The organism is Stenotrophomonas sp. YJH_SMC_54 (assembly GCF_059368435.1).
Genome location: NZ_JCAFRS010000008.1, coordinates 137,501 through 159,198, shown reverse-complemented (window position 1 = coordinate 159,198; position 21,698 = coordinate 137,501). Strand labels below are relative to the sequence as shown.

17 protein-coding genes are annotated in these 21,698 nt (G+C 67.3%); 3 read left to right on the top strand and 14 right to left on the bottom strand.

Features of this window, described 5'->3' with window-relative positions:
* Window positions 1–170 precede the first annotated feature (170 nt).
* Window positions 171–995, bottom strand: coding sequence for an alpha/beta fold hydrolase (locus AC5P5S_RS11650; RefSeq protein WP_005410005.1), 825 nt, complete (start codon window positions 993–995; stop codon window positions 171–173).
* A 185-nt stretch (window positions 996–1,180) separates the two neighbouring features.
* Between AC5P5S_RS11650 and AC5P5S_RS11645 the strand changes: the two genes are divergently transcribed.
* Window positions 1,181–1,576: a hypothetical protein gene (locus tag AC5P5S_RS11645; RefSeq protein WP_043035225.1), complete on the top strand. Its 396-nt coding sequence runs from the start codon at window positions 1,181–1,183 to the stop codon at window positions 1,574–1,576.
* Between the two features lie 68 nt (window positions 1,577–1,644).
* Here AC5P5S_RS11645 and AC5P5S_RS11640 read toward each other — a convergent pair whose 3' ends face one another.
* From AC5P5S_RS11640 to AC5P5S_RS11580, 13 genes are all read right to left on the bottom strand, one after another.
* Window positions 1,645–2,355, bottom strand: a complete 711-nt coding sequence (locus AC5P5S_RS11640) for a DUF2968 domain-containing protein (RefSeq protein ID WP_043035226.1) — start codon at window positions 2,353–2,355, stop codon at window positions 1,645–1,647.
* Window positions 2,356–2,454: 99 nt separating this feature from the next.
* Window positions 2,455–4,608 (bottom strand): TadG family pilus assembly protein, encoded by a 2,154-nt coding sequence (locus tag AC5P5S_RS11635; protein ID WP_043035227.1) that lies wholly within the window; start codon window positions 4,606–4,608, stop codon window positions 2,455–2,457.
* Window positions 4,609–4,616: 8 nt separating this feature from the next.
* Window positions 4,617–5,075 carry a DUF3613 domain-containing protein gene (locus tag AC5P5S_RS11630; RefSeq protein ID WP_043035228.1) on the bottom strand — a complete coding sequence of 153 codons (459 nt, stop codon included), beginning with the start codon at window positions 5,073–5,075 and terminating at the stop codon, window positions 4,617–4,619.
* Entirely contained in the window at window positions 5,072–5,962 is an 891-nt protein-coding gene (locus tag AC5P5S_RS11625) for a tetratricopeptide repeat protein (protein ID WP_062606245.1), read from the bottom strand. The genes AC5P5S_RS11630 and AC5P5S_RS11625 overlap by 4 nt, the downstream gene beginning before the upstream one ends.
* Window positions 5,962–6,897 (bottom strand): type II secretion system F family protein, encoded by a 936-nt coding sequence (locus AC5P5S_RS11620; RefSeq protein WP_043035230.1) that lies wholly within the window; start codon window positions 6,895–6,897, stop codon window positions 5,962–5,964. The genes AC5P5S_RS11625 and AC5P5S_RS11620 overlap by 1 nt, the downstream gene beginning before the upstream one ends.
* Window positions 6,898–6,925: 28 nt before the next feature.
* On the bottom strand, window positions 6,926–7,882 hold the full coding sequence (locus tag AC5P5S_RS11615; RefSeq protein ID WP_043035231.1) for a type II secretion system F family protein: 957 nt from the start codon (window positions 7,880–7,882) through the stop codon (window positions 6,926–6,928).
* A 2-nt stretch (window positions 7,883–7,884) separates the two neighbouring features.
* Window positions 7,885–9,234, bottom strand: coding sequence for a TadA family conjugal transfer-associated ATPase (locus tag AC5P5S_RS11610; protein WP_005413742.1), 1,350 nt, complete (start codon window positions 9,232–9,234; stop codon window positions 7,885–7,887).
* Window positions 9,219–10,475, bottom strand: a complete 1,257-nt coding sequence (locus AC5P5S_RS11605; protein ID WP_024958095.1) for a CpaE/TadZ family protein — start codon at window positions 10,473–10,475, stop codon at window positions 9,219–9,221. The genes AC5P5S_RS11610 and AC5P5S_RS11605 overlap by 16 nt, the downstream gene beginning before the upstream one ends.
* A gap of 27 nt (window positions 10,476–10,502) precedes the next feature.
* Window positions 10,503–11,858, bottom strand: coding sequence for a type II and III secretion system protein family protein (locus AC5P5S_RS11600; RefSeq protein WP_062606243.1), 1,356 nt, complete (start codon window positions 11,856–11,858; stop codon window positions 10,503–10,505).
* Between the two features lie 18 nt (window positions 11,859–11,876).
* The gene (gene cpaB / locus AC5P5S_RS11595) at window positions 11,877–12,914 is read right to left on the bottom strand and encodes a Flp pilus assembly protein CpaB (RefSeq protein WP_059034669.1); all 1,038 of its coding nucleotides are present in this window, start codon (window positions 12,912–12,914) and stop codon (window positions 11,877–11,879) included.
* Window positions 12,915–12,937: 23 nt separating this feature from the next.
* Entirely contained in the window at window positions 12,938–13,414 is a 477-nt protein-coding gene (locus tag AC5P5S_RS11590) for a TadE/TadG family type IV pilus assembly protein (RefSeq protein ID WP_062606241.1), read from the bottom strand.
* Window positions 13,411–13,956 (bottom strand): A24 family peptidase, encoded by a 546-nt coding sequence (locus tag AC5P5S_RS11585; protein ID WP_005413738.1) that lies wholly within the window; start codon window positions 13,954–13,956, stop codon window positions 13,411–13,413. Before AC5P5S_RS11585 ends, AC5P5S_RS11590 begins: the two co-directional genes overlap by 4 nt.
* Window positions 13,957–14,044: 88 nt before the next feature.
* A complete protein-coding gene (locus AC5P5S_RS11580; RefSeq protein ID WP_012480544.1) occupies window positions 14,045–14,251 on the bottom strand; it encodes a Flp family type IVb pilin in 207 nt (68 codons plus the stop codon).
* A gap of 694 nt (window positions 14,252–14,945) precedes the next feature.
* Between AC5P5S_RS11580 and AC5P5S_RS11575 the strand changes: the two genes are divergently transcribed.
* Both AC5P5S_RS11575 and AC5P5S_RS11570 read left to right on the top strand, forming a co-directional pair.
* The gene (locus tag AC5P5S_RS11575) at window positions 14,946–15,926 is read left to right on the top strand and encodes an AraC family transcriptional regulator (RefSeq protein WP_005409990.1); all 981 of its coding nucleotides are present in this window, start codon (window positions 14,946–14,948) and stop codon (window positions 15,924–15,926) included.
* A gap of 235 nt (window positions 15,927–16,161) precedes the next feature.
* On the top strand, window positions 16,162–21,690 hold the full coding sequence (locus AC5P5S_RS11570; protein WP_171968954.1) for an ESPR-type extended signal peptide-containing protein: 5,529 nt from the start codon (window positions 16,162–16,164) through the stop codon (window positions 21,688–21,690).
* Window positions 21,691–21,698: the final 8 nt, after the last annotated feature.

The following is a 21,698-nucleotide window of genomic DNA, read 5'->3' as shown; positions in this document are numbered from 1 at the left end:
CGGGTTGCCGGCCAGCGGCCGGCACTACCGAAGCAGAGGCGGTTGACCCGCCGGTGGTAGAGCCGGCCGCTGGCCGGCTGTGTGTGATCACGATGGGTGATCGGGGTTGCCGGCCAGCGGCCGGCACTACCGAAGGGGCGGCGGCACCGGTGCAGCGCCGCCGCGGTACATCAGCTGCGCGCGAACGCGAGCAGGTCGGCGTTGAACTGGTCGGCGTGGGTGACGGTCAGGCCATGCGGCGCACCGGCGTACACCTTCAGCTCGGCATCCTTGATGATCTGCGAGGACAGCTTCGCCGAGGCATCGAACGGGACGATCTGGTCGTCATCGCCGTGTACCACCAGCGCCGGCACGTCGATCTTCTTCAGGTCCTCGGTGTAGTCCACTTCCGAGAATTCGTGCACGCAGTCGTACTGGCCCTTGACGCCGCCGAGCATGCCCTGCAGCCAGAACGAATCACGCATGCCCTGGGTAACGGTATTGCCATCGCGGTTGGCACCGAAGAACGGTGTGGTCAGGTCCTTGAAGAACTGCGAGCGGTCACCGCCCGTGCCCTTGCGGATGCCGTCGAAGACGTCCAGCGGGGTACCGGCCGGATTGGCGTCGGTTTTCAGCATCAGCGGCGGCACGGCGCCGACCAGCACCACTTTTGACACGCGCTTGCTGCCGTGGCGGCCGATGTAGTGGGCCACTTCGCCGCCGCCGGTGGAATGGCCGACCAGGATCGCGTCCTTCAGGTCCAGCGCCTCGATCACCGCGGCCAGGTCATCGGCGTAGGTGTCCATGTTGTTGCCATCCCAGGTCTGGCTCGAACGGCCGTGGCTGCGACGGTCGTGGGCGATCACGCGGAAGCCGTTCTGGCCCATGAACAGCATCTGCGGGTCCCAGGCATCGGACGACAGCGGCCAGCCGTGGGCGAACACGACCGGCTGGCCGGTGCCCCAATCCTTGTAGAAGATGCGGGCGCCATCGGCGACGGTGACGTAATTGCTCATTGCGGGTTCCTTGGCGGAAGGGAGGGAAGGCACTGGCAGCGGTGCCGGTGCCTTCGGCAGTACATCGCAGTGCACATCGGACGGCTTGCACGGCTGTGCTGGATTGCCCGGACTGTGACGCGTATCGCTCTGGCATGAAGCGGCCACCGCACAGACGATGGCGGCAGCTGGTCGAGGAGCCCCCGATGCCGAGAATGCGATGCAGCCCACTGTTGTGCCTGATGCTGGTCACGGCGGTTCATGCGCAGACCAACGTCTACAAATGCGTGGACGGGCCACATCCGGTCTATCAGCAGACACCCTGCCAGGGGCATGCGGAATGGCGCTGGGAGGTGCCCGAGGAGCAGTCGCTGTCACGCGGACCGGTGCCAAAGCCGGCCGGCGCGGGCAGCGCGGTGCCGGCGCGACCGCGCACCGTGCGCTCGGGGCGGCCGCAGGCCGCGCTGATACCCATCAGCACGGACCCCAGAGCCTGTGAGCGCGCACGACAGCGCCGCGGGGAGGTGCTGGCCAAGGTCAAGCGCCTGGACTTCGTACAGCGTCGGCAGCTCGATGACGCGGTGTACGACGCGTGCCGCTGAATCCGGTAATGATGGAAACGACAACGGCGCCCAAGGGCGCCGTCGTGCGGGACTACTGCGCGCTGGCCTCAGCGCCCGTCGCTGGCGGCAGCCGGTGCCGGCGAGGGCACGCCTTCCGGCTTGGGCAGGCTCAGCTCCGGGTTGCCCTGTTCGGCCTGCAGGATCTGGATGCGGCGCTGCAGCGCATCCAGCTGGCTGTTGGTGCTCTGCACGTCGGTGCTGAGGCTGACTGCCTGCTGCTGCGCCTGCTGCAGGGCGGCGCTGACCTGGGCCGACTGCGCCTGCTGCTGTTCCATTTCCTGTTGCAGGGTGCGCAGGCGCTCCTCGTTGTAGGCCACCAGGCGCTCGGTGTAGCGCTTGCCGGCTTCCAGGCGGGTCGTATCGATGTAGACCTGCGCCAGCTGTTCCGATTGCTGGGCAAAGGTGCGGTAGACGCGCTCGGCGTTGTCGACCGCATCGGTCTTGATCACCCGCCAGAAGTTCTTCTCCTGGAACAGGGCGACGTAGTAGGTCAGGGTGTTGGCGTTGAACAGCAGGCTGGCGCCATAGTTGCCGTTGTAGGTCGTGCGCAGCTCGGTCAGCTGGCGCGAATCCATCAGCTGCTTGAGCTCGTCAACGGTGTTGCGCACCACCGGCGCGCTGCGTGCGGCCGGCTCTGCTGCTTCGCGGTCGCCACGGGCAGCCATGGCCGCAGGTGCCACCAGCATCATGGCCACGGCCAGCAGTGCCGCGCCGCGCGCGTGCCGGGCGAAGACCGCGCCCCCTGAAGTTTCTCGCATGTCTAGACCATCCACGGATGAGTGTGGGTTGAGATGAAGGTGGTTCCCCGCCGGGAGTCTAGCATGGGCGCAGGCGCCGCCAAGGGCGCCCGTCACGGGTCAGTAGACCAGCTGCGCCGCGCTGCACTGGATCGACTGCACGTTGACGTCGGTGCGGCCGAGTTCCAGGCCCAGCACGCTCGCCAGCAGGTTGGTCAGCAGGGTGCCGACGCTGTTGAGCACCGGCCGCAGGGCGGTCAGGATCGGCTTGAGCAGCGTGCACAGCAGGCCGCTGCAGCTCACGCTGCCATCCGGATTGGTGACGCCGGTTCCACCGGTACCATCGAGGAAGCCGGCCGGCGCGGTCTGGATGTACGAGGCCAGGTTGTTGCGTACACACCCGTTGTAGTCGATCAGGTTGCCGAGCAGGCTGTCGCAGCGGTTGATCAGCAGGCCGCCCACCAGCGATCCCAGCAGCCCATCGAGCACGCCCAGTCCCTGGCCGGTGACGGTCACCTTGAACGCGTCCCAGACCGGACCGTCCTTGTGGCAGGTGGCCAGGTTCAGCAGGCCGCAGGCGTAGGGCAGGCCTCCGGGTACGGTCCAGCTGTTGAGCGGGGCCAGTTGCCGGCTTGCGTCGCCATCGCGCAGCAGTGGAATCAACTTGTCCACCTCATAGCGGGTGTTCGGCGGGAAGGTGGCCTGCAGGTAGCGGTCGGCCAGTGCCTTGGCGGTGTCGTTGGCGCTCATGCCCTGCTTGGGTGAGCTGAGCATGCCTGACAGCACGCGCAGCAGTTCATTGACCAGGTCCGACACCGCGTTGCCTACTGCCAGCGGGTTGATCCGGGTCGAGGCGGTCTCGCCGGCGGCCAGGGTCAGGTTCTGGGAGCTGGTCAGGGCGGGCAGGGTGATCCTGTCATTGATCAAGGGTTGTCCGAGTAGTCTCAGCAACTGCTCGTTCTTCAGGGTGGCGTCGCAGACATTGCTCCTGGAAAAGCGTTGCGCCGGGTCGACATTACCGACGCAGGCGCGCAGCACCGACGAATCGACCTGGATGGTGGCCTTGGGTGGACTGGCGCCGCACTGGATACCGGTCAGCGTGCCCATCGCGTTGGCGACATCGACATGCAGTGGCAGGTGCAGGCGCGTGCCGAGCAGGTTCAGCAACGGGCCCACCGCGAACAGGTTGTTGCTGTCCACGTCCACCATCAGCCGCACCTGCGCGTTGTACGCGCGTGTGCCGACGCCACCGATGGCGATCGAGGGCGGTTCCACCACGCCGGCCTGGATGTTGATGCCCAGCAGGTCCAGTCCCTTCACCGCAACGCCATTGCCGTCGTTGGCGATGGAGATGGCGGTACTGATCAGGTTGAGCACGTTGACCTTCGTTTCCAGCGCGCTGCCGATCGTGCCATCGGGCGAGACCACTTCGGCGAACAGACCGCCGCCACCGGACTGGCTGCCCAGCACGATGTTGAGCTTGTTGATGTCCAGCTGGGTGGCGACCAGATCGGACAGTGCACGCAGCTGTACGCCCACGGTGCTGTCGCGGCCGACCACGGTGGCGGTGGCATCGACCAGCTGTGCCAGCGAGACCTTGTTGACCGACAGCAGCCGGTTGAAGTCAGCCACGCTGAGGTTGGCGCTGACCGGGATGTTCAGCGCCTTGAGCAGACCCGACGGCGTGATGTTGGCCTGGGCGAGGCCGTCATAGGACAGCACGGTGGCATTGGTCACATCCAGGCCGACCAGGCGCAGGGTCGACAACAGTACCGAGTCGCCATTGGTGCGCAGCAGCTGCGAACCGACCGCGAATACTGCAGTGGGCTCCGAACGGCGGGCTACGGCCTCCACGCTGACGGTGGGCAGGCCGGTGTTCTGGCCGAAGAACGGCAGCACGCTGCGCTGCGCGACCACCTGCACGGCATTGCGCGGGTTGCTGGCATCGACGGTGGTAACGAAGCGGTTCGACGTGCTGCGTGTGGCGCTCCAGTTGCCGCAGCGGATCTGCACGGTGCCTGCAAACCTGTTCTGGGTGACCGCGCTCTGCCGCGCTGCACTGTTGTCGCTGTTGTCAGACGTGCACAGCTCCAGCCGTTGTGCACCGGCCAGTGCAGCGAGGTCCGCGACTTTCTGTGCGTCACGCTTGGCCCAGAACAGATAGCCGATCTCTACCAGGCCCAGCATGGCGAGCAGCGCCAGCATGACCAGCATCATGGTGACCGACATGCCGCCGCGGGGGCGGCCGAAACTGAACTGGCGTGGGCGTTTCATGGCCTACCTCAGCGTCCCGATGAGGATGATCCCTTGGACTTGGCGACATCGGTTTCAAAGAAGTCCGGGATCTCGTGTTCGAAGCTCTTCATGTAGCGGGCGTAGCTCAACGTAGCCTGGTCGCCGAGGATCGGCAGGCGTTGCCCGGCCTGCTGCCCTGATGCCTGCAGGCGGAACAGGTCGCGCGTGGTGTCGCCGATCTGGCTGCGGCCGGGTCGCGCGGCTGCAGCGTTGCCGTCGGTGGTGGCGACCGCTGCAGGCGCCGCCTGCGGCACCGGTGCCGGCGGGGTCGCCAGGTCCACGGTGGCCAGTGACTCGGACTGCAGCGGCTGCGAAGCCGGCGCAGCGGGCGTGCCGCCGCCAAGCATCTGCCCGGTCAGGGGTTGCTGTTGCGCCTGCGCGCCGCCGGTCAACAGCAGGCAGGCCAGTGCAGGCAACAGGTGTCGGGTCAGGGGCATGGTGCTCATGGAGTGTTTCCGTTCGGCTGATCGGAGGTGCTGAAGCGCTCCAGCATCGAGGGCGGCAGGCGCTGCGGATCGCGCTCATCGCGGCTGTCGCGGCGTGGTTCCGCCGCCAGTCGCGTGGCGCCGGGCCGGTTGCTGCCGGCATCGCTGGCGGTAGCACGCGCAGGGGCCGGCACGACTGCGGCAGCTGCCGCGGCGGCCTGGCGCTGCTGCAGGCGGGCACGGATCTGCGCGGCCTGTTGCTGGATGCTGCGGCGGGTGTCCTCGTTGAGATTGGCCTGTCCGGCGAGGCGCTCTGCCGTGGTGGTGTCGCCACGCAGCACCGCCCACAGGGCGAGGTTGGCGGTGGCCTTGGCATTGCCTGGAGACAGCTCCAGCGCCTTGGCCAACGGTTCACGCGCCTGTTCGAACTGGCCTGCACGCAGACGTGCATAGCCGAGATCGCCCAGGTAATCGGTGTTCAATGGCTGCAGCTGCGTGGCCCGGGCCAGTGCCTCCTCGCTGCCGCCATCATCGTCACGGCGCGCGGCGATCAGGCCCAGGCCGTGTGCGGCTGCAGCGGCCTGCGGGCCACTGGAGAGCTCGCGGTACAGGGCGATGGCAGCGTCGGCCTGGCCGGTCTCGCGCAGGGCGTCGGCCTGCAGCAGGCGCAACGCCGGCGGGTCGCCATAGCGCTGGCGGAAGGCATCGACGTGGGCCAGCGAGGCATACCAGGCACCCTGCTGCTGCATGCGCCCGATCAGTTCCAGGTAGGCATTGCGGCTGTCCTGCGGCGCCGGTTCGGGCGCGGCCAGGCTGGGCGCGCGCAGGTACTTCGGCGTGGTCGACGCACAACCACTGGCGACGGCGGCAAGGGCGAGCAACAGGCAGGAGGTGCGCAGGGCAGGCATCAGGGCGATCCCATCTTGGACATGGTGGTGGCCAGCGCGACCAGCGCCGGTCCGGCAAGAACCAGCATCAGCGCTGGCAGCAGGGTCAGCATCATCACCACGGTCATCTTCACCGAGAGCTTGCCAACCTTTTCCTTCAGGGCGTTGCGACGCTGTTCGCGCAACCGGATGCTGAACTGCCGCAGTGGTTCCTGCACTGCGCCGCCGTGCGCGTGCACCTGCAGGATCAACTGCATCAGGCTGGTCAGGTCATCATCCGCGTAGACCTCGCTCAGCCGGCGCAGGGACTGCGCGCGCGTGCGGCCATGGGTGTACGCGACGTTGGCCTCCTGCAACTCGCCGCCAAGCACCGGCAACGCGTCGCGCAGCTTGTCGCCCAGCGTCTGCAGGCTCTGGTCCATGCTGAAGCCCACGCCCTGCAGCAGGCGCAGCAGGTCGATCAGCAGGGGCAGCTCGTTGTCGACGGCGCGCCGTCGCCGCTTCACCCACGAAGAGAGGATGAACTTCGGCAGCAGCAGGCCTGCCGCGAGCGCACCGATCACAACCATCATCCTGGCCAGCCCCTGGGAGCTGCTGAACGCCAGGGCCAGCACCAGCACCAGCACGCCCAGCAGCAGGCGCAGGCCAAGATAGATGGCGGTGCCACGACGTGTGTTCCAGCCCGCCAGGTCCAGCAGCAGCCGGTCTTCATTGGCCAGCAATGCAGATTCCAGGCGGCCGCCACTGAGCGCGCGCCCGAAGCGTTCCAGCCAACCCAGCGAATCACGGCGCGCGGCCTCCGTGTCGCGCGCCTCATCCCGCGGTTGCAGTGCGGTCTTCAAGGTGGCCGAGGTGCGCTGTTCGCGATGGCTGCGTACCCATCCGGCGATGCCCAGCAGGGCAACACCGGCGGCCAGAACCAGCAGCGACAGGGCAAACCAGGTGCTGGCGCTCATCGGGCACCTCCGTGGCGGATCCGGGTGGTCATAGCGACTTGGCCAGGCGGTAGAGCAGGAAAGCGCCAAACAGCTCCAGCCCCAGCGCGATCAACAGGATCTTGTGACCCAGCGGATCGTGCAGCACCGGCTGGAAGAATTCGGGGCTCGATATGGCCATCAGCACCGCGCTGGCCGGTGGCAGCAGGCCGAGCACCCAGGCTGACATGCGGGTTTCCGACGTGGTCGCGGCCAGCTCCTGCTGGGCCTGCTCCAGGTCGCGCATGAAATCGCCCATGCGCTGCAGGATCTGATCGGAGCGTCCGCCGATGCGTACGCTGACACCAATCACGACGGACAGCACCTTGAGCACATCCATCCGGTAGGGCTGTGCCGCCAGGCTCAGGGCACGGTCCAGGTCCATGCCGCTGCGCGCGTAGCGCACGGTGGTGTCCAGCAGTCCCCGCAGCGGCGCGCTGGTCTGCATCGACGCCACTTGGAAGGCAGCCTGCAGGCTGTTGCCGAGCGCGGTCAGCCGCACCAGGTTGTCGAGGAAGTCGGGCAGCTGGTGCAGCAGTTGTGCACGCAGTTTCGTGGTGCGGCGCATGACCCACAGCCAGCAGGCCAGCAGGTACAGCAGCAGGGTCAGGGGGAACATCCACGCCGTACCGAGCCTGAGCATGGCCACGACCGAAAGCACCAGTCCCGGCACCAGCATCATGATGGGCAGCTTCCAACCCGTCTGCAGGCCCGCACGTTGCAGCAGGCCGTCCAGCGGCAACACCCGGCGCCCGGCACTTGCCGGTCGCGCCGGGTCGTTGGCGGCGGCTACGGATGCCCCGGCCGGGGCTCCGCCACTGGCGCCTCCGCGAGCCAGCTGCTGCTCGGCGTGCTGCAGCGAAGCCTGGCGTTGCTCCCGGTTGCTGGCGGTGCCCCACAGCCATACCGCAAGCGCCAGCAGCACCGAGATGATGCTCAGTACACCCAGCAGCAGGCCCGTGCCCATGCTCAGAAGTCTCCGTACAACGATTCGCGCAACTGCTGCCGGAACGGCTCCAGCTTGTGCGAATGCGGGTGGAAGCCCAGTCCGATCCAGCGATCGATTTCCTTGCCGTTGCCATCGATCTGCAGTTCGTGACGGAACATTTCCTGGGTCGTGATCAGGTTGTCACTGACACCGGTGATTTCCGTGATCGAGACCAGCACGCGCCGGCCGCTGCCCAGCCGCGAGATCTGCACGATGAAGTCGATGGCGCTGGCGATCTGCCGGCGCAGGCTGTCCTCGCTGCCCTGGAACCCGGCGAAGCCGGCCAGCATCTCGATGCGGTACAGGCAGTCGCGCGGAGAGTTGGCATGGATGGTCGCCATCGAGCCGTCATGGCCGGTGTTCATCGCCTGCAGCATTTCCAGTACTTCGGCGCCGCGCACCTCGCCGACCACGATACGGTCCGGGCGCATGCGCAGGCTGTTGCGGACCAGGTCGCGGATGCTCACCGCGCCATGGCCTTCGGCGCCACCGATGCGGCTTTCCAGGCGGACCACGTGCGGGTGGTTGAGTGACAGTTCGGCGGTGTCCTCGACGGTGATCACGCGTTCGTTCGGCGGCACGTAGCTGGCCAGTGCGTTCAGCAGTGAAGTCTTGCCGGAACTGGTGCCGCCGGACACCAGGATGTTGCAGCGGCCCAGCACCATGGCCTTCAGCAGCGCCTGCATCGGCGCATCGAAGGTGCCCTTGGCCAGCAGCTCGTCGGGGGTGAACGGATCCTTGCGGAACTTGCGGATGGAGACCATCGGCCCATCCACTGCCAGCGGCGAGATGATCGCGTTGAGGCGGCCGCCGTTGGGCAGGCGCGCATCGACCATCGGGTTGGAGTCGTCCAGTCGGCGGCCCAGCGGCGCGAGGATGCGGCGAAGGATGCGCAGCAGGTGGGTGTCGTCGGTGAAACGCTGGGTGGCGCGCTTGAGCTGTCCTCCCTGCGAGACATGCACATCCTTGAACCCGTTGATCAGGATGTCCTCGATCGTCGGGTCGTGCAGCAGGTCGTCGAGCGGGCCGAAGCCGGTCAGCTCCTTGACCAGGCCTTCGGCCACCACCTGCATCTCCTCCTCGTTGATCGGGATGCGCCATTCCTGGATGAAGCCCACCGTCTGCACCTGCACCCAGCGGGCGATGGTGTCAGGGGCCCAGGAATCGATGTCGATGCGCTCGTCCTCGATGCTGTTGAGCAGGTGCTCATGGGCGGCCGACAGCACCTTCTGGTACTGCTCGGTCTGCGCGAACGGCAGGTGGGCCGGGGCGCTGTCGGGCAGCACCGGGCGGGTGGCGGCATGCGGGAACGGGGTTACCTTGTCTTCCATTGCGATCCACCCAGGGCAAGGGAGAGTCTTTCCCGCAGGCCATGGGCCTGGACCGGGCAGGCAGCCGGATCCAGGCGCGACACAAGCGGGGCGAGGGCACGCAGGTAGGGGTCGCGCGGTGCGTCCTGCAGCAGCAGATGTCCCTGGCTGGCCGCCAGGCGCACGCGCGGGCGTTCGGGCAGCGTGGCCAGCAGTGGCACTTCGAATCGGCGTGCGATCTGGTCGGGACTCATGCCGCTGCTGTCGTCGTGGCGGTTGATCACCAGCTGCAGGCGCTTCTCCCGTTCGCGCTGACCGGCCAGGTGCTTCAAGGCCTGGTCGAGCGATACCAGCGTGGCGATCGAGGCGTCCGTGACCAGCCAGATCTCGTCGGCCTGGTCCAGCAACAGCGGCGGTAGCTGCCGCAGCGGGCAGCCACCGGCATCGCACAGCACGCTGGCGAATACGTGGCGCAGGCGCTGCAGCAGCGCAGCCGGATCGGATGGCGGCACCGCATCGCTGCCGCTGGCGCGGTCCAGCAGCACCAGGCCGGTGTCATGGCGAGCCATCGCAGTGCGGGCGAGGGTGGCGTCGATGCGGCTGGCGTTGCGCAGCGCGTCTTCGTAATGGAAGCGGCTGTCCAGGTTGAGGTACAGCGCGAGGTCACCCGAAGGCTGGGCCAGCTCCATCAGCAGGCCATCCTGCTGCAGTGCCTCGCCCTGCGCCAGCGCACGGGTCTGCTGTGCCAGCACCGAAAGATGCGCGGCCAGCGTACTGGTGCCCACTCCGGCGCGCACGCCCAGCAGCACGATCAGGCGCGCCTTGTGCGCGTGCTGCGCGGCGGCAGCCGGTCGCGGCGACAGGGCGCGGCGCAGCGCGGCCTCGATGCCGACGTTGTCGCTGTCCAGGTCCAGCACATCGCGCAGGCCCGCCCGCAATGCGATGACGATGCCTTCCACCTGGCCGGTACTGGTGGCACCGACGGCAACCAATGCAAGATCCGGTTCGGTCTGTTGCAGTTGCTGCGCCAGCACGCTGGAGGCGGCGGCATGTTCAGGGCGGAAATCCAGCAGCACAAGGCTCTGCGGCCCGCGTTGCAGGTCCAGAGCGGAGGTCGGCGTGCTGCTGTCCTGCCAGTGCAGGGTAGTGGTCGGCGGCAGTTTGGCCGCCAGCCGGGGCAGCAGTTCGCGATCCATTCCGTACAGGACCAGATTCATCGGCGGTCCTTGCGGATGCAGCGGCTGGGCAGTGGCGTAGGGCATGGGCGTGGTATCGCAGGCATCATGGAATCAGCGTGAGAAGCCGGGTACCGGGTCCTGGCTGATGGGACCCAGCAGCCAGGCGCCCCATTCGGGCATGTGCGGCTTGGCCTCGCGTTCGCCAGGCAACGGCAGCTCGGTGTTGCGGGCCAGCGGCTGCACCAGCCGCGGCGTGACGATGATCACCAGCTCCTTGTCCTGGCGCTTGTAGTCGAAGTTGCGGAAGAACGAGCCGATGATCGGCAGGTCGCCCAGCAGCGGGATCTTGCCGACGTTGGAGACGACATTGGAGCTGACCAGACCGCCGATCACGAAGCTCTCGCCATCGCCCAGTTCGACCGTGGTGTCGGCACGGCGCGTGGTGATCGAGGGAATCTGCACGCCATTGAGGGCAATGGCGTTGCTGTAGTCCAGATCACTGGCTTCCGGTGCGACCTTCAGCGCGATGCGGTTGGGGGCCAGCACCGTTGGTGTCACCGTCAGGCCGATGCCGAACGGTTTATAGGTGATGGTGGTGGTGCCCAGGCCCTGCGGTTCCAGGATCGGCAGTTCGCCGCCAGCCAGGAAGCTGGCGCTCTGGCCGGATAGTGCGACCAGGGTAGGTTCGGCCAGCACGCGCGCCATGCCGTTGCTCTGCAACAGGTCGACATCGGCGTTCCACAGGCCCTTGGTCGAGCCGAACACCAGCCGGAACGCCGAAGAAATGGGTGACTCGGCCTCGTTGCCGGAGTTGCCTTCCTTCATGCCCGGCAGGATGCCGGTGTTGCCCGGCAACTGGCCGCCCGGGCGGGCGAAGCCGTAGGCGAAGCTGCCATTGCGGTTCTGGAAGCTGATGCCGATCTGCTTCAACGCGGTCTTGTTGAACTCGACCACCTTGACCTCGACCTGCACCACGCCGCCGCTGCTGACCGTCGACGCGTCGGCAAGCAGCCCGTCCTTGCCCAGCGCCATGGCCGCGGTCTTCTGTTCCTGCATGTGCGAGAGCACGCTATCGGCGCTTCCCTGCAGCAGGCCCTGGTTGTCCTGCTGAGTGAACACCAGCCCGTTGGAGCCTGCGTCTGCCGCGCCCTGCACGGCACTCTGCACCCGCACCTGCAGGCGTTGCGGCTCGGCCTGCTTGCGGTGCCACAGCAGGAGGGTCGTCGTACCCGGCGCTTTCCCGACCAGCAGGGCCTGCCGCTGCCCACGCAGCATCACGATATCGGCGACGCCTGGGTCGGCGATGGCGACCCGTTCCAGATCGGCCGGAAGCGTCCACGGGCGCTGCTCACGCGCCTGCAACACGAGATCGTCTGCGGCCACGCTTGTTGCCGGAGCCAGCAGCACCAGCAGCAGGGCCAGCCAGCGCTGGCGGGGGGAGGGGCGTGGGCGGCGGCGTTCGGTCATGGATGCGCTCGATGCAGGTCAAAGGGAACCGCGGGGGGCGGAGCTGTCGCCACGGATGATCTCGATGCCCGATGCACGCGGTGCGCTGCGTCGAGCCGCCGGCGCATGCACCGGCGGCTGCGGGTTGCTGCGGGCTGCGCTGTTGCCGCGGCCGGCCAGGGCATCACCATCGATGCCGGCGAAGGCGTGGTTCTCCGGCCGCTGCAGTGCGAGCTGCTGTTCGGCATCGAGGCCACGCAGGGGATCGATCACGCCACGCGCCTGTGGAAACAGTGCAAGGTCGGGTTGCCCCGTATCGGCCGGGTTGCGCAGGGCAAGGAACAGCTTTCCCTGCTGCGCACCCAGCAGCAGGCGGTTGGCATCGGCCACCGGCACTGCCAGCACCGCACTGCGTGCCGGCTGGGTGGCCTCGTTGCCCGAGCCATGGTTGTTGCCATTGCCGGTGATGTCGGCGGCGCGGGGATCGTTGCGGGTATCGCCTTCGTTGCCGGCGACGGCATCGCCGGTGACCGGAGCGATGTCCTGTTGACCGTAGCTGAGCACGCGCAGCCGCGACAGCAGCAGGCGGGTCTGCGCGGCCTCTGCCGGACCGCTGGCGTTGGGCTGGGCATTGCGCAGGTTGAGGAAGACATCGACGAAATCACCCGGCAGGATGCGGTTTCCGGCGCCGACCAGTTCGTCCACCGGGATGGCCAGCGCGCGTTCGCCCGGGCGCAGCTGCAGCGAGAATCCCTGTGCAAGGGCGCCGCTGCTGATGGCGGTGCCCTCGGCGATGTCCTGCACCGGCACCTTGCCGACCACGGCCGAGATGCTGGTGGCAGCACCGGCTACCGCCGTGGTCCGCTGCGCAAGGCGCACCCCATTGGCAGAGATCGGTTCGCCGGCCGGCAGTCGTGCCACCGCCTCTACCACGGTGATCGCCTGGGCTTCGCTCTGCGCGACCGGGGCAACCGTGGCCGGCGCGGCCTGCTTACGCCCGATCATCAAGGCGATCACCGCCAGCAGCACGGCCAGCCCGATCAGGGCGACGGCAGCGATGCGGGTCAACTTGAGCATGGAACCGTCTCCTGTGCCGATGGTCAGTTGCCGCTGCCGAGGTCGAGCTGGGCGACCGCGACACTACGGATGGGGGCCTGCATCACCCACTTGTAAAGCGTGGCGGTGCCCGGCAGGAAGGGATGGCTGGCGTAGTCGTAGCTGACGGTCACCGTCATGCACTGCGCAGTGGCCAGGCCGGCGCAGGGTGCCTGCGCGGAGACAACGATTGCGTTGCTGCCGCCATTGCTGCAGTCGACACCCTGTCTAGAGAATTTCAACAGCCACTGCATCGAACTGCGGGCTGCTACGCAGGCTGCGGTACGCCGTTCATTGGCGCTGCCATAGCGCAACGAAGCGCGAGCGCCCTCGGCCGAGGCCGTCGCCAATGTCTGTTGCGCGGCCATGATCATCACGCCGGAGAACGTGAACAGCAGCAGTGGCAGCAGGCCCAGCATGAGCATCAGGGCAAATTCGATGCTGGCTACACCGCGTTGACGCCGTGGATTGCGGATGTTCATGCCACACCTCCATAGACGCTTGCCAGGACCCAGCCGATGCCGGTGATGGCCAGGTAGGCTGCGTAGGGAATGCCATGTCGTCCCTGGCGCGCGGCCTGCATGTCGCGCAGGGCGGGGTGCGATTGCCATTGGCTGCTGGCGCGGTTGACCTGCATCTGAAGGCCTGTGGGCAGCATCACGCCCAGGCGGCGGCCAACAATGATCACTGCCGCGTGCAGGCCGGCCGCGAGACTGGCCACCATCCAGATCGGCAGCAGGGCTTTCCAGCCCAGCATCAGCCCCAGTACCGCGAAGAACTTGACGTCACCGGCGCCCATCCAGCGGATGGCATAGAACGGCAGCAGGGCCACCAGGCCGAGCGCCGCGCCCGCTGCGTGGGCAAGCCACGGCTGGCGCGGCGTGCTGAACTGCCCCGCGATGATCAATGCGACGGCAATGATGGACGCAGACAACAGCCAGGCATTGGGCACCCGGCGGGCATACAGATCGCTGATCGCGATCCGCAGGCATACGCCGATGGCCAATAGTCCCAGCAACGTCATCACACACTCCGTCGTCCGTCATTGGACAGCCTGCAGTTGCCACCGGCACATCCCAGCACCGCTGCAGGGATGTGCGATGCGCGCAGGCTCAGCCGCCACCGCTGGTCGCAGGTGCCGACCCGGAGGCCTTGGTGGCAAGGTCCGAGAGGTTCTTGAACAGCGTCTCGAAGAACCCCTTGATCTCCTTGTTGCCGACCGCGATCAGGATGCCGGCGATGACGGCGGCCAGCAGCCCGTACTCGAGCGCGGTGACGCCATCTTCTTCCTTCAGGAACTTGCGGATGGATGCGTTCATGGCCTTGTCTCCCTCTACTTGTTGTCTGCAGATGCAGGACACCTGTTGGGCGGTGGCCCGGCTCCGCCGGGATCGTCCGTGGGCCCCGCACATCCTGGCGGGGTGGCATGACGGGAATGACCCGCCGTGCTCATTCCTGGTGATCTGCCCCGGGGGAAATGCCGGCCGCAACGTCGCAACCACGCGGCGATGCGCCGGCGGTCGAACTGTTCTGCGATACGGTCGTGGTCATACGCTCCCCCAGGTGTGGTCGTTTTTGAAGCGACCGGATCACCGTGTCGTCGACTTTGCCTGAATGGCGGTTGGCTGCAACTGGAACCTATATGCAAATTCGGCAGAAACGCGGCAGCCCTTAAACTTTCAGGTTGTTTCTGTGACGCGTATCCGTTCGCTGGCAAAACGATTCATCGACGTGCAGATATTGTGATGGCGCAAATGATGCATGCGAATATCGTGCCACTGGCGACGACATTTTCTTCATCTCTGTATCTATTTTCGTCAATGCGGAGTTCGGGTTTACCTTCGATGATTATCGGGCATACTCGCTCTCACGTTGCTGCTTTCAACCGGGTTGGTCGCGCGGCACCGGCCGAGGCAATCCCGGCAATGGCGAAGGTTCCTGGAGGAATGGTGTGGCCCTGTCAGGCAGTGGGGGCCGCAGCGAGTTGCGGATCAACGGGGGGACGACACTGTCATGGTCGATGGTGGGGTAGAAGACAGCGACGACAGCGGCCTGCGATCGATCGATCTGGCGACGCTGGGCGGCGTACTTCGCGTGTGCGATGTCGAACTGCTGCTGCTCGATGGCAACGGGCCGCGGGCGGCCTTCGCTTCGCGCGTGCATGAGGAAGCCCTGTTCTGCAGCATCAGTTGCGGTTTCCACTGTCGTGGCCGCTTCATGCTGCCACCCGACTGGGCGATGCTGGGGTATCTGCACGCCACCGATGAAACACTGAGCTGGTGCCACGGGGTGCCGCTTGCACCGGGGATGGCGCTGACGGTGATGCCCGAAGGCATCAGCGAGTTTACGCTCAGCCCCGGTACGCACATGACCCTGATGCTGGTGCCGGTCGCACGGGTGCAACGCAAGTTGACCGAACTGAGCCTGCGCAGCACACCGCCCGCGGGCCAGGCACTTTCTCTGTTCAATCTGGCGAACGATTCGGCACCACTCGCCCATCATTATCAGCAGCTGCATCTTCAGCTCGGCCAGGGCGCTGGCCTGCAGCCGCAGGAAACCGAACGATTGCTGCACGAGCACGTGCAGGCCCTGCTCGGCGCAGGCGCCGCCGATCGGCCCGGTTGCAGCCGCGCCCGGCGCACGCATTATCTGATCGCGCAGCGGGCGGAGAACTTCATGCGGCTCAACCTGCGCCGCAATATCTACATGAACGAGATATGCGACGCGGCGGGTGTCAGCGAACGCGGCCTGCGCTATGCCTTTGAGGACCTGTTCGGAACTTCGCCCAACCGTTATCTGTCGATGCTGCGCCTGTGCGCTGCCTGCCGCAGCCTGTCCATGGCCGATTCCAGCCGCCGTTCGGTGAAGGCGATCGCCCTCAGCTGTGGCCTATGGGACCTCTCCCGCTTTGCCGACAACTACCGCAAGGTTTTCGGCGAGCTGCCGCGCGATACGCTGATGCGCGCTCCCGCGCAGATCGGCCAGCCGGCCTGAATCAAGCGCCGCAAGGGTTTCGGGGTGGTTTCTGCCGGAATTGCCCATGTGCTTGCCGATATCGTTGCCGCTTCTGCATAGCCCGCTGCCGATTCCGGCCGTGGATTTGCCGGAATGCACGATTGCCGTGCCGGAATGAAGTGCGCAGCCACCGTTGCAAACGCTGAAATGTCAGTCACCTGCCTAACGGCAAGTCCACTGACATTCAAGTTGTTCGCCTACGGGGGAAGTGCTCATGAATCGCATCTACCGGCGTGTATGGAACCGCCAGCTCAATGCTCTGGTTGTGGCCTCGGAACTGGCCACCGGCGACAGCGGCGGCAGCGCCGCGCGGGATCCGCGCGCCTTCCTGCTGATGCCCACCACGCTCGCCCTGGCACTGCTGTGCGTGCTGGCCAGTGGCCACGCGGGAGCATCCGAATCCAATCAGTCGCTGCGTGATCTGCAGGCTCTTGCAGCCAAGTACACCCAGCCGATGCCAGTCAAGGTCGATGCCGAGGTAGCCCTCGCGGCTGCCGCAAGCCAGGCCCAGAGCAGCCCGGCGATCAGCGCGGATGCGCGCGTCGGCCTGCAGTTGAGCACCGCGTCGCTGCCGGTGGTGCGTGACGTGCTGCCGGCCTCCGTGCAGGTCAAGCTGGCCGCGAACACAGCGCCGAAGCAGGTCGCCGTGCCAAGGCTTGCCGCTGATGTCCGAGCGAATGCCAACATCGGTCTTGGCGGCGGGCAGGTGGCATCAATCGATACCGGTGCAAAGGCGGCCGCCGGCATCAGCGGCGCGCCGGCGGGCGCACTGCGGGGTCTGAAGGCTTCTGTGGATGGGGCGCTGGATTCGAAGCTGAAGGTGGCAGGCCACCAGATCGACGCCCAGGGCCAGGTAAAGGCGACGGCGGCGATCACGCTGCCCGCCAAGGAGGAACTGCCGGGAGAAACCCACGATCGCGCGATCACCGCAGCATTTGATGCTGGTGCTGCCGGCAAGGTGCGCGTGCAGGCGCCGAATGGCCAGGAAGTGGTTGCCGATCGCAATCTGAAACTGGCCGGCCAGGCAACGGTTGCGGCGCAGAACAGCGCACTGGGTGTCGGTGGGCTGGTGGGTAGTGCGGTCGGCGCCGCAGGCAATGCAGTCGGTGGTGCGCTCAACGGCACCGTCGGTACGGTCGGCAGCGCGGTCGGTGGTGCCCTCAATGGCACGGTCGGCAGCGTGGGCGGCGCCGTAGGCGGCACGCTCAACAACACTGTAGGCGCCGTGGGTGGCGCACTGAATGGCACCGTAGGCAGCGTCGGTGGTGCGGTCGGCGGAGCCCTCAATGGCACGGTCGGCAGCGTCGGCAGTGCCGTGGGCGGCGCGCTCAACAACACCGTGGGCGCCGTTGGCGGCGCACTGAACGGCACCGTAGGCACCGTCGGTGGTGCGGTCGGCGGCGCCCTCAATGGCACGGTCGGCAGCGTGGGCGGCGCCGTAGGCGGCACACTCAACAACACTGTAGGCGCCGTAGGCGGCGCACTGAACGGCGCCGTAGGCACCGTCGGTGGTGCGGTCGGCGGCGCCCTCAATGGCACGGTCGGCAGCGTGGGCGGCGCCGTAGGCGGCACGCTCAACAACACTGTAGGCGCCGTGGGTGGCGCGCTGAATGGCACCGTAGGCAGCGTCGGCGGTGCCGTGGGCGGCACGCTCAACAACACTGTAGGCGCCGTGGGCGGCGCACTGAACGGCGCCGTAGGCAGCGTCGGTGGTGCGGTCGGTGGTGCCCTGAATGGCACGGTTGGCAGCGTGGGCGGCGCCGTAGGCGGCACGCTCAACAACACCGTGGGCGCCGTAGGCGGCGCACTGAACGGAGCCGTGGGCACCGTCGGTGGTGCGGTCGGCGGCGCCCTGAATGGTACGGTCGGCAGCGTCGGCGGTGCCGTGGGCGGCACGCTCAACAACACCGTGGGCGCCGTAGGCGGCGCACTGAACGGCGCCGTAGGCAGCGTCGGTGGTGCGGTCGGCGGCGCCCTCAATGGCACCGTCGGCAGCGTGGGTGGCGCAGTCGGCGGCACGGTTGGCAGCGTCGGCACTGCGGTCGGCGGCACGCTCAACAACACCGTCGGTTCCGTCGGCGGTCTGCTCAATGGCGCCACCGGCTCCGGCACTGGCCTGGGTGGCCTGCTGGGCAACACGCTCGGCAACGTCGGCAGTGCCGTGGGCAACCTGCTCAACGGCAACCTCAATGGCACCCTCGGCAATCTGGGCAGCGCGGTCGGCGGCCTGGTCGGCGGCACGCTCGGCGGCCTCGGCCTGACCAAGCCCTCGGCGATCCCGCCCACCAGCCCGAAGGCGCCGGCTCCGGCCGATCCGAACGCGGGCCTGATCATCGGCACCGGCGGCCTGGTCGGCAATGTCGGGCAGCTGATCGGCCCGACCACCACCAGCCTGTTCGGTGGCGACGGCTACCTGAGTAACGGCAACCTCAAGCTCAGCAATGCCAACGTGATGCAGACCTACTCGACGGTCAATGTGCTTGGCCTGCCGGTGGTCAACCTGTCACCCGTCGGCAGCACCCTCAACGGGCTGGGCGGTGCCGCTACCGGTGGCAGCTCGCACCTGACCCTGATCGGTGGCGTCACCTCCGACAGCTACATCTACAACATCAACAATGGCAATCCGGGTGGCCTGCTGGGCCTGCTGCTGCCGAAGGACTCGCCGGCGTGGGCCGCCAAGTGCCTGGACGTCGCCCTGGCTGACATCTCGTGCTGGGCCGTGAACGCCGCGCAGGACTACCAGGTGCTGATGGGCGATGGCGCCTTCGCCAACGGTTCGAAGGAAGTGGTGATCGGTGCCAATGCACGGCACGAATTGCCGAAGGTCGATGCCAACGTCGCCTTCCCGGGTGATGGGGTCAACGACCCGAGCAACCCGACCGGTGTACCGACCGCGGACTACGCTGCGCGCATGGGCCATTCGGTGATCGTCGGCGACAGTGCCGTCGGTACCGCAAACGGGCAGACCCTGCTCGGTGCTGAAGCCACCTCCAACCAGGCCAACTCGGTCGCACTGGGCTACCGCTCGGCCGCACTGCGCGGCGCGCAGGCCAGCTACAGTGCTTACGGCCTGACTGCTCCGCAGGTTTCGGCGGGCGAAGTGTCGGTGGGCACCGCCGGTGGTGGCGAGCGCCAGATCACCAACGTGGCTGCCGGTAGCGTCAACACCGATGCGGTCAACGTAGCCCAGCTGAAGGGCGCGATCAGCCTGATCAACGGCGTGGCCGATGCCGCCGTCACCTACGACCTGGATGCTGGCGGCAATCCGAACTACCGTCGTGTCACGCTTGGCGCGGGCACCGGCACCACCACCATCGGCAACCTGGCCGGCGGCGCAGTCACTGCCGGCAGTCTGGAAGCGGTCAATGGCGGCCAGCTGGCGGCGACCAATGCTGCCATCGCCAGCTTCTTCGGCGGCCGCGCGGCCTTCGATCCGGCCAGCGGCGCGTTCACTGCACCGCTGTTCGAGATCAGCACCATCTCCACCGGCGGCGCCATCGCCAAGGGCCTGTATGAGAACGCCACCGATGCTTTCGCCGCGGTCGACGGCTCGCTGGTCAATCTCAACACGCAGATCACCGATATCCGCAACGGTGGCACCAAGTACCTGCGGGTGAACTCGACCGGTACCGAGGCGCTGGCCACTGGCGCCGACTCGATCGCGGTCGGTACCAACGCCCGCGCCACCGCCGCCAACAGTATCGCGGTGGGTGCCGGCAGCCTGGCCGACCGTGCCAACAGCGTGTCCATCGGTGCGGCCGGTGCCGAACGCCAGGTCACCAACATCGCCGCCGGTACCGCCGCGACCGATGCGGTCAACCTGGGCCAGCTGCAGGCGTCGGAGCAGGGCGCCCTGCGCTATGACCTCAACGGCGACGGCAGCGTCAACTACGCCAGTGCCACGCTGGGCCAGAGCGGCACCGCCACCACGCTGCGCAACCTGGGCCCGGGCCAGGTCAGCGCCACCAGCAGCGAGGCCATCAACGGTGCCCAGCTGTTTGCGGCCAACCAGGCCGTTGCCACCCACCTCGGAGGTGGCGCGGCGGTCAACGCCAGCGGCGTGCTGACCGCACCGACCTATTCGATCAACAACGTGGCCGCCAACGGCACGATTACCAAGGGCAACTACAACGACGTCGGTACCGCCTTCGACGCGGTCAGCAATTCGCTGGCCAACGTTGCCGACCAGACCGGCGAGATCGACAAGCTGGCCGTGAAGTACGACGTCGACGCCAGCGGCAACGTGCTCAACAGCGTGACGCTGACGGGCACCGGAACCGGCGCGGTGAAGATCACCAACGTCGCCGCCGGCAGCATCCTGGCCGGCAGCAGCGATGCCATCACCGGCGACCAGCTGTTCAGCACCCACAGCACCATCGCCAACTACTTCGGTGGCACCACCGCCTACAACGGCACCACCAACGTGTGGACCGCGCCGAAGTTCAGCATCTCCAGCATCGCCACCGATGGCACTTTCACCAGCGGCGACTACAACAATGTCACCGCCGCCTTCACTGCGGTGGACGGCTCGCTGAAGGTCCTCAACCAGCGCATCACCAACGGCGGCGGTGGCAGTGCCTACCTGGCGGTGAACTCGACGGCAGCGGCCGCAACGGCGGCCGGGGCGGAGGCGGTGGCGGTCGGCCCGCAGGCCAGTGCGGCCGGTGCCAACAGCGTGGCGGTCGGCAACGGCGCCAGCGCCAGTGCCGGCAACAGCGTGGCACTGGGTGCAGGTTCGGTGGCCAGCGTCGGTGCGCAGAGCGGCTACACCGGTGCCTACGGCCAGACCGGCGCCAGCAACTCGGCCGGTGAGGTCTCGGTCGGCAGCACCGGCAGCGAGCGCAAGATCACCCATGTCGCCGACGGCTCCGATACGTACGACGCAACCAATGTGGGCCAGCTGAAGAACGGCGTGAACTACGCCATCGACGAATCGAAGAAGTACACCGACCAGAAGATCCAGAACATCACCAACGTGGCCGGCAGCTTCCGCGCCAACAACACCAACAACCTGGCCGACCCGTCCGCCAGCGGTGCCAACTCGGCCGCCGGTGGTGCAGGCTCAACCGCAGCCGGCGCCAACTCGACCGCGCTGGGCAATGGTTCGCAGGCGCAGGCCGACAACTCGGTGGCGCTGGGTGCGGGTTCGGTGGCGAACCGGGCCAACACGGTCTCGGTGGGTGCCGCTGGTGCCGAACGCCAGGTGGTCAACGTGGCCGACGGTTCGCAGGCCACTGATGCGGTCAACGTACGCCAACTGCAGGCCTCGCAGCAGGGCACGATCCGCTACGACACCACGGTGAACGGTGCGACCAACTACAACAGCGTCACCCTGGGCAGCACCAGCAGCGGCCCGACCACGGTGCGCAACGTCGCCGCCGGCACCGCCGGTACCGACGCGGTCAACGTGGACCAGCTGAAGTCGGGCATGGCGCAGACCCTGGATTGGTCGAAGGCGTACACCGACGAGCGCATGGGCGGCTTCGAGCGCGACCTGCGCAAGACCGACAACCGCGCCTCGGCCGGTATCGCGTCGGCGATGGCCACCGCAGCGCTGCCGCAGCCCAGCGAAGCGGGCCGCAGCATGGCCTCGGTCGCCGCTGGCAGCTACAACGGCGAGTCCGGCGTGGCGATCGGTATCTCCGGTGTCTCTGAAGGTGGTCGCTGGATCTACAAGTTCAGCGGCTCCACCAACAGCCGTGGCGAGGCCGGTGTGGCCGTCGGTGCCGGCATCCAGTGGTGATCCCCGCG